Origin of the sequence: Nonomuraea sp. 10N515B, from assembly GCF_052245915.1 — a bacterium.
Classification (GTDB): domain Bacteria; phylum Actinomycetota; class Actinomycetes; order Streptosporangiales; family Streptosporangiaceae; genus Nonomuraea.
Window position 1 is genome coordinate 93426 of sequence record NZ_JBQQBQ010000008.1, and the last position, 14348, is coordinate 107773.

The 14348-nt window shown below is 68.8% G+C and carries 9 protein-coding genes; 8 read left to right on the forward strand and 1 reads right to left on the reverse strand.

Features of this window, described 5'->3' with window-relative positions; all coding sequences use genetic code 11:
• The first annotated feature begins 56 nt into the window (after window positions 1-56).
• The 5 genes from ACTWQA_RS14005 to ACTWQA_RS14025 all read left to right on the forward strand — a co-directional run bounded on the left by ACTWQA_RS14005 (window position 57) and on the right by ACTWQA_RS14025 (window position 4393).
• A complete protein-coding gene (locus ACTWQA_RS14005) occupies window positions 57-1238 on the forward strand; it encodes a zinc-dependent alcohol dehydrogenase (protein ID WP_443159652.1) in 1182 nt (393 codons plus the stop codon).
• 50 nt (window positions 1239-1288) lie between these two features.
• A complete protein-coding gene (locus tag ACTWQA_RS14010; protein ID WP_443159653.1) occupies window positions 1289-2338 on the forward strand; it encodes an NAD-dependent epimerase/dehydratase family protein in 1050 nt (349 codons plus the stop codon).
• 239 nt (window positions 2339-2577) lie between these two features.
• Window positions 2578-3048 carry an ATP-binding protein gene (locus tag ACTWQA_RS14015; RefSeq protein WP_443159654.1) on the forward strand — a complete coding sequence of 157 codons (471 nt, stop codon included), beginning with the start codon at window positions 2578-2580 and terminating at the stop codon, window positions 3046-3048.
• A gap of 33 nt (window positions 3049-3081) precedes the next feature.
• A complete protein-coding gene (folP, locus tag ACTWQA_RS14020) occupies window positions 3082-3981 on the forward strand; it encodes a dihydropteroate synthase (protein WP_443159655.1) in 900 nt (299 codons plus the stop codon).
• Window positions 3982-3994: 13 nt separating this feature from the next.
• Entirely contained in the window at window positions 3995-4393 is a 399-nt protein-coding gene (locus ACTWQA_RS14025) for a DnaJ family domain-containing protein (RefSeq protein WP_327587398.1), read from the forward strand.
• A 151-nt stretch (window positions 4394-4544) separates the two neighbouring features.
• Here the strand turns inward: ACTWQA_RS14025 and ACTWQA_RS14030 are convergent, their stop codons facing one another.
• Window positions 4545-6854 (reverse strand): glycoside hydrolase family 6 protein, encoded by a 2310-nt coding sequence (locus tag ACTWQA_RS14030; RefSeq protein WP_443159656.1) that lies wholly within the window; start codon window positions 6852-6854, stop codon window positions 4545-4547.
• 311 nt (window positions 6855-7165) lie between these two features.
• Here ACTWQA_RS14030 and ACTWQA_RS14035 point away from each other — a divergent pair, with 311 nt between their 5' ends.
• The 3 genes from ACTWQA_RS14035 (at window position 7166) to ACTWQA_RS14045 (ending at window position 14264) form a co-directional block, all read left to right on the forward strand.
• Entirely contained in the window at window positions 7166-10117 is a 2952-nt protein-coding gene (locus ACTWQA_RS14035) for a glycoside hydrolase family 48 protein (protein WP_443159657.1), read from the forward strand.
• Window positions 10060-12615, forward strand: coding sequence for a glycoside hydrolase family 9 protein (locus ACTWQA_RS14040; RefSeq protein WP_443159867.1), 2556 nt, complete (start codon window positions 10060-10062; stop codon window positions 12613-12615). The genes ACTWQA_RS14035 and ACTWQA_RS14040 overlap by 58 nt, the downstream gene beginning before the upstream one ends.
• Window positions 12616-12695: 80 nt before the next feature.
• Window positions 12696-14264, forward strand: coding sequence for a cellulase family glycosylhydrolase (locus ACTWQA_RS14045; protein ID WP_443159658.1), 1569 nt, complete (start codon window positions 12696-12698; stop codon window positions 14262-14264).
• The last annotated feature ends 84 nt before the right edge of the window (window positions 14265-14348 follow it).

Sequence of the window (14348 nt, forward strand, 5' to 3'; positions counted from 1 at the left end):
AGGCCATGGGGTGAGCGCGCCCGTTTGAGGTCTGACGTGGGGGTATGCGATCAGTCATGAAGGCAGTCACCTGGCACGGCAAGCGCGACGTCCGGGTCGAGGACGTGCCCGATCCGGCGATCAAGGAGTCCAACGACGCGGTCATCAGGGTGACCAGCACCGGGATCTGTGGCTCCGACCTGCACCTGTACGAGGTGCTGGGACCCTTCATGGCCGAGGGTGACATCCTGGGCCACGAACCCATGGGGATCGTCGAGGAGGTCGGCCCGTCGATCTCCACCATCAAGCCCGGCGACCGCGTGGTCATCCCGTTCAACATCTCCTGCGGCCACTGCCACATGTGCGGGATGGAGCTGTACGCGCAGTGCGAGACCACCCAGGTACGCGAGCAGGGCACCGGCGCCGCCCTGTTCGGCTACACCAGGCTGTACGGGCGTGTGCCCGGCGGCCAGGCCGAATACCTGCGGGTGCCGGAGGCCCAGTTCGGCCCGATCAAGGTGCCGGAGGGACCGCCGGACGAGCGCTTCGTCTACCTGTCGGACGTCCTGCCGACCGCCTGGCAGGCCGTCGAGTACGCCGACATCCCCGAAGGCGGCAGCGTCACCGTCTTCGGCTTGGGTCCCATCGGCCAGATGAGCGCCCGCATCGCCCACCACCTCGGCCACCGCGTGATCGGCGTGGACGGCGTCATGGCCCGCCTGGCGATGGCGCGCCGCCACGGCATCGAGATCGTCGACGCCAGCGAGGTGCACAACGTGCCCGAGGAGATCCGCTACCGGACGTCGGGACGCGGCACGGACTCCGTCATCGACGCGGTCGGCATGGAGGCCCATGGCTCGCCTGCCGCCAAGCTCGCCCAGACGCTCACCGGCCTGCTGCCCGACGCGGTGGCCGCCCCGCTGATGTCCAACGCGGGCGTCGACCGCCTGGCGGCGCTCAACCAGGCCATCGACTCCGTCCGCCGGGGCGGCGTGATCTCCGTCGTCGGCGTCTACGGCGGCATGACGGATCCGCTGCCGATGTTGCGCATGTTCGACAAGGGCATCACGTTGCGCATGGGCCAGGCCCACGTCAGGCGGTGGATCAGCCGGCTGATGCCGCTGGTCACCGACGAGGCCGACCCGCTCGGCGTGATGGACCTGACCACGCACCGGATGCCGCTCGAGCAGGCGCCGCGCGCGTATGAGATGTTCCAGAAGAAGGCAGACGGGGCCATAAAGATTCTGCTCCAGCCGTAAGGCCCAGGTCATAGGTGTTTCGGGGGCTGGAGAGCGGGCAGCGTGGCGGCATGAGAGTCGTTGTGGTTGGTGCTACCGGGAACGTCGGCACCAGTGTGGTACGTGCGCTGGCCGGGGACGTTAACGTGACCTCGATCGTGGGCGTCGCGCGCCGGATGCCCGGGTGGCGGGTCGACCGCACCGACTGGCGGCAGGCCGACGTGGTCTCCGCCGACCTGACGCGGATCTTCGACGGTGCGGACGTCGTGGTGCACCTGGCGTGGTTGTTCCAGCCGACCAGGGATCCGGCGACGACCTGGCGGGCGAACGTGCTCGGCAGCATGCGGGTCTTCCGCGCCGCGGCGGAGGCGGGGGTGTCCGCGCTGGTCCACGCCTCGTCCGTGGGGGCGTACTCGCCGGGGCCCAAGGACCGTCCGGTGGACGAGAGCTGGCCCACGCACGGCTGGCCGGGCGCCGCGTACGGACGGGAGAAGGCGTACGTGGAGCGGGTGCTCGACGTCTTCGAACATGATCACCCCGGGATCCGGGTGGTGCGGATGCGGCCGGGGTTCGTCTTCCAGCGGGTGGCCGCGACCGAGCAACGCAGACTGTTCGCCGGGCCGTTCGTGCCGCGGCGGCTGGTCCGGCCGGGGCGCATCCCGTTCGTGCCGGACATTCCCGGGCTGCGGCTGCAGGTGGTGCATGCCGGGGACGTCGCCGAGGCCTACCGGCTGGCCGTCACGCGGCCGGTGAAGGGCGCGTTCAACATCGCCGCCGAGCCCGTGCTGTACCCGCACGACCTGGCGAAGCTGCTCGACACCCGTACGGTGCCGGTGCCGCGGGGCCTGGCCAGGGCGGCCGTGGCCGCAGGGTGGCACATGAGGCTGCTGCCCGCCGCGCCGGGCCTGCTCGACATGGCCCTGCGGCTCCCGGTCATGAACGTGGAACGTGCCAGGGACGTGCTGGGCTGGACGCCGGCGCGCTCGTCGTTCGAGGCCGTGCGGGAGCTGATCGACGGCCTGCACGACGGGGCGGGCATGGACACCGCCCCGCTCGCGCCGGACGCGGGCCCGGTCGACCGGCTCAAGGAGCTCGCCACGGGCATCGGCGGACGCCCGTAGGAACAGCAGCAAAAAATTTACCGGTAAAAAGGTAGCCGAGTGTAATGCCACTTTCCTTGGGAAGGGGTGGACCATTCGAGGTCCAGAGGCGTGGCCTGGTGTCGGAATGACGCGGAAGGGACGCCATGGACTCCTCTTCACGGGCCGCCTTTAATCAGGTCCTGCACTTCGATTCTCGTTCCGGGGGCGCCGCGTCCTCGGGTTCTGCGCGGACTCAGGCCAGGTTGGAGGAGCCTGCCATGCGCACCCTATTGACCCTGCCCTTCACGCTCCAGGACGTCACGAAGCTGCGCCGTGCGGTGGCCGAGCTCGCCGAGAAGTGCGGGCTGAACGGGCCGAGGCTGGATGACTTCGTCCTGGCCGTGCACGAGAGCGTCGTCAACGCCGTCGAGCATGCGGGCGGGCACGGGTACTTCAAGTTGTGGACGGTGAACGGCGTCATCCGCTCGGAGACGATCGATCGAGGGTCGGGCATCCCCGACGGCTACGTGGACGGTCAGTTCCGGCCGTCCGAGCGCAGCTATACGGGGAGAGGGATCTATCTCATCCGCCGGTTGTGCGACACGGCGGACTTCCACACCGGTCCGCGCGGCACCACGGTCCGGCTCACCATGCAGCTGCCGCGGGGGCGCGACTTCAGCATGCGCCAGCGCATGAGGCGGATCAGGGTCTCCGTCGGCGGCCACCCGCCGGGCCGCTTCACTGCCTGACTGACCTGCTCTTGCGCCAGGTAGGCTCGCAGCGTGAGCGGCGAGCAGCTTTCCCCCTGGATCATCTCTCCGGTCCGGCGCATCGGGCGGCGGGAGTTCGATTTCGAGCGCCAGGTCGCCATCATGGCCATCGTCAACCGGACCCCCAACTCCTTTCACGACCAGGGCCGTACCTACGCGCTGGACGGCGCCGTGGCGGCCGCGAAGAAGGCCGTGGACGATGGGGCCGACTGGGTGGACATCGGCGGGTTCGCCTTCAGCGCCGCTCAGGCGCAGATCGGCACGGCGGAGGAGATCGAGCGCGTCGCCCCGGTGATCGCCGAGGTCAGAGCCGTGACGGACGCCGTGATCTCGGTGGACACCCACCGCCCCGAGGTGGCGCAGGCGGCCATCGAGGCCGGCGCCGACGTCATCAACGACACCAACGGCCTGCGCGAGCCCGGCATCGCCGAGGTCGCCGCGGCGGCCGGCGTGAGCGTGGTGGTCACCCACAGCCTCGGCGGCCCGGGGCGGCGGGTGTTCCGGCCGAGCTACGCCGACGTGGTCGCGGAGGTGGCGGACTTCCTGCGCGAGCGGGTCGCGTTCGCGCTCAAAGCGGGCATCGCCCCCGAAAAGATCATCATCGATCCCGGGCACGACCTCAACAAGAACACCTTTCATTCCCTGGAGCTGACGCGCCGGCTGGAGGAGATCACCTCGATCGGTTACCCGACGCTGGTGGCGCTGTCCAACAAGGACTTCATCGGGGAGACGCTCGACCGTCCCCAGGGGGAGCGGAAGGACGGCACGATCGCCGTCAACGTCGTCTCCATCGTCAAGGGTGCCCGCATCCTGCGCGTCCACGACGTGCCCGCAGCCGTGGACTCCGTACGCATGACCGAGGCCGTGCTCGGCTGGCGCCGCCCGCTCGCACCGAGTCACAACCTGGCCTGACGTGGGAGTTGATGTGACAGAGCGCAAGCCGCCCGGCGTACCGTTCGAGACCTGGGTCGACCGGCAGATCCGCGAGGCGATGGAGCGCGGTGAGTTCGACGATCTGCCGGGGGCGGGCAAGCCCCTGCCGGGGCTGGACCGGCCGCACGACGACATGTGGTGGATCAAGCAGAAGGTGGAGAGCGAAGGGCTCACGATGCCGCTGCCGCCGACGCTGGCGCTGCGCAAGGAGGCCGAGCAAGCACTGGCCGAGGCGCGCGGGGCGCGGTCGGAGACCGAGGCGCGGCAGATCATCGAGGACGTCAATCACAAGATTCGCGAGGCGATCAGGACGGGGTTGTCGGGGCCGCCGCTCAACCTGGTGCCCTTCAACGTTGAGCAGATCGTGTCGGAGTGGCGCCGGGCACACTGACGAGAAGGGGCCGGGTCGATGCGACCCGGCCCCTTCAGGAAGCCGAGGGACCCGGGTCAGGCGGGCCCCTCCGGTTGGTGAGGGACCTGGGTCAGGCAGGCCCCTCCGGCCGGGCTGAGGAGGCTCGGGGCTCCTCAGCCCGGCCAGGTCCTCAGTTGACCGGCGGGTAGGCGTTCGCCAGCAGCTGGCGGAACTGCGCGGAGAACCACTGTCCGGACAACGGCGCGTCGGGCAGCGCGCCTGACATGTTGTTCTTGTTGAGGTTGTTGCCGGTGTAGGTCGGGTCGCACATCCGGTCGAACTTCTTGCCCTCGTCGTTCGGGATGTCCCTGCTGGCGCCGTCGGACTCGCCCGGAGGCTTGATCCAGACGTAGGCGTCGAAGCCGGCGGCGGGGCTGGCGGTGGGCCGCGCCCCCAGGCCCGCGCCGTTCTGGTTGCACCAGTTGCCGGCGTGGATACGGCGGTCGGCGCGAGACTGGTCGACGAACGGGTTGACCTCTGTCGCGGTGCTCGGCGCGGTCGGGCGGGCGCTGCCGCCCCAGCCGTTGCGCGAGGTGTCGATCAGCATGCCGAGCCCGGAACGGAAGCCCTTGGCGATCAGCCTGTTACGCAGTTCCGTCGCGAAGGTCCGCTCGTCGATGTAGTAGTTCCAGTCGACCCAGTTGGACTGCCGGACCGATTGTCCGTTCACCGTGGTGTTGATGGTGAAGTGTGGCTCGGTGGTGATGGAGTAGTTGGCGGTGTTGACGATGAAGCCGTCCACGCTGTCCACGCCTGCGGTGGTGCCGGCGACGGTGTTGTAGAAGAGGTCGACGGCCGGCTGGAAGTTCGAGTCCCAGCCGAGCCACGCGTGGTGAGCGGCGTCGATGTAGGAGTAGACGTTGGTGATGGGCTCGAGCTGGTTCAGCGCGTACCGGACGCCGTCGACGTAGCCGCCGGGGCCGTTGGCCTCGCGGCACTTCTCGAAGTTGTTGAGGTTGGTGACCAGGTTCGGCAGCGAGTCGGGCTCGATGATCGCGACGATGCGCAGGTTGGCGTACTTGGAGTCGCGGAAGATGGCCGCGATCGGGTCGATGTATTCGGTCTTGTAGCGGTTGAACCCGTCCTGAGCGATGAGCAGCTCGCCGTTGGAGGCCAGCGCCGAGCAGTCGCGGTTGGGCAGGTCGTAGACGACGACCTGGATCGTCAGCGGCGCGGAGCCGTTGGCGGCGTCCTGCCTGACCGCCTCGTCCAGGTGGGCGCGCAGGCCCATGGCCGAGGAGTTGCCGGCGATGGCGGCGATGCGGTCCATCCACACGGCCGTGGAGGTGTTGGCCACGGCGGAGCCGCCCGGCTCGGCGGCCGCCTTGGCGGACCAGTTCGGGTTCACGTAGCCGGTGGCGCCGGCGTACGGGTTCTCGACGTGGGTCGGGTTGGTGACGCCGTCGTCATCGGCCTCGGTGGCGGTGACAGTCTGCGAGGTCAGCCCGGTGGAGGAGACCGTGATGGGCCGGCTGCCGTTGGTGGTGTCGGTGTCCTGCGCGGCGGCCAGGGTCACCGTCTGCGCGGTGTTCCACGTCGTGGGGCTGAACGTGAGGCTGGCGCCGGAGGAGATGGTGATGTTGGTGTCGCCGGTGCCGGCCGCCGAGGTGACGGTCACGTTCGAGGAGGGCTGGGTGGCCAGCTTCACCGTGTACGTGGCGGTCGAGCCCTCGGGCACGGTCACCGCGGTCGGCGTCACGATGATCGACTGCTCCTGGACGGAGTCGTCGTCCACCTCGGTGGCGTTGACCGTGGCGCCGGTGACGCCGTTGCCGCCGACGCTGAAGGCCGCCGTGCCCGCGGTCGTGTCGGAGTCCTGCGCGGCGGCCAGGGTGACCGTCTGCGGGGTGTTCCAGTTGGACGGCGAGAAGGTCAGCGACCCGCCGGAGCTGACGGTCAGGTCCGTGTCACCGCTGGTACGCGCGGTGGAGACGGTCACGTTCGCGGCCGGGGCGGAGGAGAGCCTGGCGGTGAACGTCGCGGTGCCGCCCTCGTTGACCGCGACGGAGCTGGCCGACAACACCACCGACGGGGTCGTCTGGGTGCCGCCGCAGGTGACGCCGTTGACGCTGAACGTCTCCGGGTTCGGGTTGGTGCCCGTCCACGTGCCGTTGAAGCCGACGGACACGGAGGCGCCGGTGCCGAGGCTGCCGTTGTAGGGCATGTTCGTGCCGGTCACGCGGGTTCCGGACTGGGTCCAGTTCGCACCCCAGCCGCTCGGCGTGTACTTCTGGCCGGTAGTCGGGTAGTCAAAGGCCAGCGACCATGACGTAATGGGGTCGCCGGTGTTCTTCAACGTGATGTTCGCGGTGAAACCGCCCTGACCAGGGCTGCTCGTCCACGAGTTGGCAGAGTAGGTCACGTCGCAGGCGACCGCGGCGTTCGCGGCCGTGCTCTGGCCGACGACGAGTCCTAAGGCCGCGACACTCGCGGCGGTCATGGTCACGGCCCATTTGCGAAGGCCGCGTTGGAGTCTCACGAGCGATCATCTCCAGTGCGCTGTTAGATGGCTGGGAGCGCTCCCATGGTGAGCCGGACGCGAGGCGCTGTACAGAGGCCGGCTTTCGCGGAGGTGTCCAACGCCCCGCATGCTCGTTGAATACCCCGGAACGCCGATGAAACTTTCATCCCCGGCAGCCTGGTGAGAGGAAATACGGCGGTTACCGCAATGCCATTTCGTTGACATACGCCGGACGGCCCCCACAATCCCGTTTGGGAGCGCTCCCACTCCCCTACTCCCATGGAGATCCCGTGAAGTACAGACCTCCCGCGTTCTTATCGCGCGTGACGAGACGGCTCGCCGTGGCCACGACCCTCGTCCTCGTCGCGGGCGCGACCTCGGCCGTGGCGGCCGCACCCGCCCAGGCCGCCGTGTCGTGCGACGTGACCTACTCTGCCAACTCGTGGACGAGCAGCCCTGGTCAGGGCGGTTTCACCGCGAACATCACGTTGAAGAACACCGGCGACCCGATCACCTCGTGGTCGCTGGCCTTCGACTTCCCGACCACCGGCCAGAAGTACACGCCGAGCGGCTGGGGTGCGAACTGGACCCAGTCCGGAACCCGCGTGACCGGCACGAACATGCCCTACAACGGCAGCCTCGGCACCGGCGCCTCCGTGTCCGTCGGCTTCAACGGCACGTGGACGGGCACCAACCCGAACCCGGAGACGTTCAGCGTCAACGGCGTCACCTGCGGCGGGAGCGGCAACAACGTCGCGCCCACCGTGTCGCTGACCTCACCGACCGCCGGACAGACGTTCACCGCGCCGGCCACCGTGCCGATCGCCGCCAACGCGGCCGACTCCGACGGCACGGTCTCGAAGGTCGACTTCTACCAGGGCTCCACGCTGCTGGGCACTGACACCTCGGCGCCGTACAGCTACAACTGGACGAACGTCGCGGCCGGCAGCTACTCGATCACCGCCAAGGCCACCGACAACGGAGGCGCGACCAAGACCTCGGATCCGGTCGGCATCACGGTCTCCGCGGACACGGGCCCCGCCCTCGTGGTGAGCCCGACGACGATCTCCGTGCCGGAGGCGGGAAGCGCGAGCGTCACGGTGAAGCTGTCACAGGCGCCCTCGGCGAACGTGACCGTCTCCGTCGCGCGGGCCAGCGGCGACGCCGACATCACCGTCCCCGCCCCCGCCACCAGGACCTTCACGCCGTCCAACTGGAACACCGCGCAGAGCGTCCCGCTGAACGCGGCCAACGACAGCGACACGACCAGTGGCTCGGCCGTGATCAGGTTCAGTGCCCCGGGCTACGACCCGATCGACGTCACCGCCAGCGAAGCGGACGACGACCTGGGCGGCGACAACGAGTACGTCAAGCGCTTCGTCGAGCTCTACAACGAGCTCCACGACCCGGCAAACGGCTACTTCTCGCCCGAGGGCGTGCCGTACCACTCGGTCGAGACCTTCATGGTCGAGGCGCCGGACCACGGGCACGAGACCACGTCCGAGGCCTACAGCTACTACCTGTGGCTGGAGGCGACGTACGGGCAGGTCACCGGCGACTGGTCGAAGTTCAACACCGCGTGGGCCTCGATGGAGAAGTACATCATCCCGGCCACCGCCGACCAGCCGACGAACTCCTTCTACAACGCCTCGAAGCCGGCCACCTACGCGGCCGAGCACAACGCGATCAGCAACTACCCGTCGCCGATCGACTCCAGCGTCCCCGTGGGCGCAGACCCGATCGCGAGCGAGCTGCAGAGCGCGTACGGCACCCGCGACATCTACGGCATGCACTGGCTGCTGGACGTCGACAACACCTACGGCTTCGGCCGCTGCGGCGACGGCACGACCAAGCCCGCCTACATCAACACCTACCAGCGCGGCCCGGAGGAGTCGGTCTTCGAGACGATTCCGCAGCCGTCCTGCGACACCTTCGCCCACGGCGGGACCAACGGCTACCTGGACCTGTTCATCAAGGACGGCTCCTACGCCAAGCAGTGGAAGTACACCAACGCTCCCGACGCCGACGCGCGCGCGGTGCAGGTGGCGTACTGGGCGAACACCTGGGCCAAGGCGCAGAACAAGGGCTCGGAGATCTCCGCGACCGTGGCCAAGGCCGCCAAGATGGGCGACTACCTGCGCTACGCGATGTACGACAAGTACTTCAAGAAGCCCGGCTGCACCAGCCCCTCGTGCGCGGTCGGCACCGGCAAGGACTCCGCCGCCTACCTGCTCAACTGGTACTACGCCTGGGGTGGGGCGACCGACTCCAGCGCCGGATGGGCCTGGCGCATCGGCTCCAGCCACAACCACTCCGGTTACCAGAACCCGTTCGCGGCCTGGGCCCTGTCGAACGTGACCGAGCTCAAGCCCAAGAGCACGACCGGCGCGACCGACTGGAGCACCAGCCTGACCCGCCAGCTGCAGTTCTACAAGTGGCTGCAGTCCAATGAGGGCGCCATCGCCGGTGGCGCGACCAACAGCTGGAACGGCAACTACAGCGCCCCGCCGAGCGGCCTGCCGAAGTTCCACGGCATGGCCTACGACTGGCAGCCCGTCTACCACGACCCGCCGTCGAACCAGTGGTTCGGCTTCCAGGCGTGGACGATGGAGCGGGTGGCCGAGCTCTACAACGTCACCGGCAACGCCGACGCCAAGGCCATCCTCGACAAGTGGGTGACCTGGGCGTTGGACAACACCACGATCAACGCGGACGGCACCTACCAGATGCCCTCCACGCTGCGGTGGACCGGCCAGCCCGCCGGTGACTTCAACGCCACCTCCGGCATGCCGCCGGCCAACCCCGGCCTGCACGTGACCGTCGTGGACCACACCCAGGACGTGGGCGTCGCCGGCTCCTACGCCAAGGCCCTGATGTACTACGCGGCCAGGGCGAACCACGCCGAGGCGCGGGACACCGCCAAGGCGCTGCTCGACGGCGTCTGGAAGAACCGCGACGCCAAGGGCGTGTCGGTGCCGGAGACCAAGACCGACTACGGCCGCATCGACGACCCGGTGTACGTGCCGTCGGGCTGGAGCGGCGAGATGCCGAACGGTGACGCCATCAACTCCAACTCCACGTTCATCTCGATCCGGTCCTTCTACAAGAACGACCCCGACTGGCCGAAGGTCGACGCCTTCCTGAAGGGCACCGGCCCGGCTCCCACCTTCAACTACCACCGGTTCTGGGCGCAGGTCGACGTGGCCGTCGCCCTCGCCGAGTACGGGCGGCTCTTCCCGTGAGAAAGGCAGCTCTGATCGCTGCGGCGTCGCTGGTCCTACCCCTGGTGACAGGGGTGGGGCCGGCGGCCCACGCCGCACCTGCCTTCGCCTACGGCGAGGCGCTGCAGAAGTCGCTGTGGTTCTACGAGGCCCAGCAGTCGGGCGCGCTGCCCGACTGGAACCGCGTCTCCTGGCGCGGCGACTCGGGCATGAACGACGGCAAGGACGTCGGCGTGGACCTCACGGGCGGCTGGTACGACGCCGGTGACCACGTCAAGTTCGGCTTCCCGATGGCGTTCTCCGCCACCATGCTGGCCTGGGGCGCGGTGGAGTACCGCGACGCCTACGCGAGCTCCGGCCAGCTCACCCACCTGCTCAACAACCTCAAGTTCGTCAACGACTACTTCATCAAGGCCCACCCGTCGGCCAACGTGCTCTACGGGCAGGTCGGCAACGGCGGTACGGACCACGCTTGGTGGGGCCCGGCCGAGGCGATGCAGATGAACCGGCCGGCGTACAAGATCGACGCGTCCTGTGGCGGGTCGGACCTGGCGGGGGAGACGGCGGCGGCGATGGCGGCCTCGTCGATCGTCTTCCGTCCGACGAACCCGACCTATGCCGACACGCTGGTGACGCACGCCAAGCAGCTGTACTCCTTCGCCGACACCGTCAGGAAGAAGTACAGCGACTGCATCACCGACGCGCAGGGCTACTACAACTCCTGGAGCGGCTTCAACGACGAGCTGGTGTGGGGCGCGATCTGGCTCTACCGGGCCACGAACGACGCCTCCTACCTGGCCAAGGCCGAGAGCGGCTACGCCAACCTCGGCACCGAGCCACAGTCCACGACGAAGTCGTACAAGTGGACGATCGCCTGGGACGACAAGTCGTACGGCGCGTACGTGCTGCTGCACAAGCTGACCGGCAAGCAGCAGTATCTGGACGACGCCAACCGCTGGCTCGACTGGTGGACGGTCGGCGTCAACGGCTCGCAGGTCAAGTATTCGCCGGGCGGCCAGGCCGTGCTCGACCGGTGGGGCTCGCTGCGCTACGCGGCCAACACCTCGTTCGCGGCGCTCGTGCACAGCGACGCGATCACCGACGCCACGCGCAAGGCCCGCTACCACGACTTCGCGGTACGGCAGATCAACTACGCGCTCGGCGACAACCCGCGCAACTCCTCCTACCTGATCGGCTTCGGCGCCAACCCGCCGAAGAACCCGCATCACCGCACGGCCCACGGTTCGTGGACCGACCAGATCACCAACCCCGAGCAGACCCGTCACACGCTGTACGGCGCGCTCGTCGGCGGCCCGCCCGACCCGAACGACGCCTACACCGACAAGCGTGACGACTACGTCATGAACGAGGTCGCCACCGACTACAACGCCGGCTTCACCAGCGCGGTGGCCAGGCTCTACAAGGAGTACGGCGGCGCCCCGGCGGCGAACTTCCCGGTCGAGGAGACCCCGGACGGTCCGGAGACCTTCGTCGAGGCGGGCGTGAACGCCTCGGGGAGCAACTTCACCGAGATCAAGGCCATCGTCCGCAACCAGTCGGCCTGGCCGGCCAGGGTGCTGAACGACGGCTCGTTCCGCTACTACTTCACGCTCGACGGCACGACGACGGCTTCGCAGATCAGCGTGTCCTCGGCGTACACGCAGTGCAAGGCGCCAACCCTGCACTCGGCGGGCGGCAGCACGTACTACGTCAACATCGACTGCTCTGGGCAAACCATCGCCCCGGCCGGGCAGTCGCAACACCGCAGGGAGGTGCAGTTCAGGATCAGCAGCGCGGGCACGTGGGACCCGGCCAACGACTGGTCGTACCGCAACATCCCCACGACGCCCGGCGCGACGCCGGCGCGGACCCAGAACATCACCCTCTACAGCGGCGCCACCAAGATCTGGGGTGAGCCCCCGGGTCCGGAGGAAGAGGACGACACCCCGCCCAGCAAGCCGGGCAAGCCCGCGGTCTCCGGGATCACGGGCTCCACCGCGAAGCTCAGCTGGACGGCCTCCACGGACAACGTGGGCGTGACGGGTTATGACGTCTACCTGGGGTCCACCAAGGTAGGCACGGCCACGAGCGCCTCCTTCGACCTGAGCGGGCTCACCCCTGCCACGTCCTACACCGCCTCCGTGGTGGCGCGGGACGCGGCAGGCAACACCTCGGCGCCGTCGGACGGCACGCCGTTCACCACCACGGACGAGCCACCGCCTCCGGGCGGCTGCACGGCGGCGTTCAAGGTGACGAGCTCCTGGGGCGGCGGCTACCAGGCCGAGGTGACCGTGAAGAACACGAGCACCTCGGCGATCAACGGCTGGACGGTCGCCTGGACGTCCCAGAACCAGATCATCCAGCTGTGGGGCGGCAAGCACACCCAGACCGGCTCCAGCGTCTCGGTCAAGAACGAGGCCTGGAACGGCACGCTCGCCCCCAACGCCACCGCCACGTTCGGCTTCATCGCCGGCGGCACCGCCACCACCCCCGACCCGATCACCTGCACCCCCGCCTGAACGCGGACCCCGCCCCCGTCGCGCCTTGCGCCGGGGGCGGTTCCACGGCTCAGGGAAAGGCCTCCCTCATGAAGTCCGGCATGAAGTCACTGTTCACCGCGCTGGCCGTCGCGGCGGCCCTCGTGGTCGCGCCGGCGACGGCCGCGAACGCGGCCACCGGCATCCACGTCAGCGGCACGAAGATCCTGGAAGGCAACGGCCAGGAGTTCGTCATGCGCGGCACCAGCCACGCGCACACCTGGTACGCCGGTCAGACCAAGGCGTTCGCCGACATCAAGTCACTGAAGGCCAACACCGTTCGCGTCGTGCTCAGCGGCGGCCGCTGGACCGCCAACAACGCCGCCGACGTGGCCAACGTCGTCCAGCTGTGCAAGCAGAACAAGCTCATCTGCGTCCTGGAGAACCACGACACCACCGGGTACGGCGAGCAGAGCGGCGCCTACACCCTGGACCAGGCCGTCGACTACTGGCTCAGCGTCAAGTCCGCCCTGGTCGGCCAGGAGGACTACATCATCGTCAACATCGGCAACGAGCCGATCGGCAACAACGCGGTCACCCCCGGCTGGGCCGACCGCACCAAGGCCGCCATCCAGGAGCTGCGTGACAACGGCTTCGACCACGCACTCATGGTGGACGCGCCCAACTGGGGCCAGGACTGGCAGGGCACGATGCGCGACAACGCGCGGTCGGTCTTCGACAGCGACCCCGACAAGAACACGATCTTCTCCGTCCACATGTACGGCGTCTACGACACGGCCGCGGAGATCACCGCGTACCTGGACGCGTTCAAGACCGCCGGGCTGCCGCTGGTGATCGGGGAGTTCGGGTTCAACCACTCCGACGGCGACCCGGACGAGGACACGATCATGGCGCAGGCCGTGAGCCGCGGCATCGGCTACCTGGGCTGGTCGTGGAGCGGCAACAGCGGCGGCGTCGAGTATCTCGACCAGGTGACGAACTTCGACGTCACCCGGCTCACCTCCTGGGGCCAGCGGCTGTTCAACGGCGCCAACGGCATCGCCGCCACCTCCAAGGAGGCCTCGATCTACGGCGGCGGCACCACCGACCCGACCCCGCCGAGCACGCCGGGCGCCCCGTCGGCGTCGAACGTCACCGCCTCCGGCGCCTCGCTGACCTGGACCGCCTCCACCGACAACGTGGGCGTGACCGGCTACGACGTCTACACCTCGACCGGCACACACCTCGGCGCCACGGCCACGAACTCGATCACGCTGACCGGGCTGTCCCCGGCCACCGCGTACCAGGTGTACGTGCGGGCCAGGGACGCGGCGGGCAACCAGTCGAACCCGTCGCCGAGCGTGTCCTTCACCACGCTCGCGGGTGGCGGCTGCACGGCCACCGGCAGCGCGCAGAGCCAGTGGAGCACTGGCTACGTGTCCGGGGTGACCGTGACCAACACCAGCTCCTCGACCAAGAACAGCTGGACGGTGACGTTCACGCTGCCCGCCGGGCACACGATCATCGGCTACTGGAACGCGGCGCTGACGGTGAGCGGCCAGACCGTGACGGCCAAGAACCTGACCTACAACGGCACGCTCGCCCCCAACGCGAGCACCGGCTTCGGGTTCCAGACCGGCCGCCCGAACGGCAACACGGCCCTGCCGTCCGGCTACGCCTGCGCCAACTGAACACCCCAGCCGTCGGCTGCGTATGAGGAGGTGAGGCCACAACTCCATATCCCTGCCCAATGAACACCATCCCCGCCCGGATGG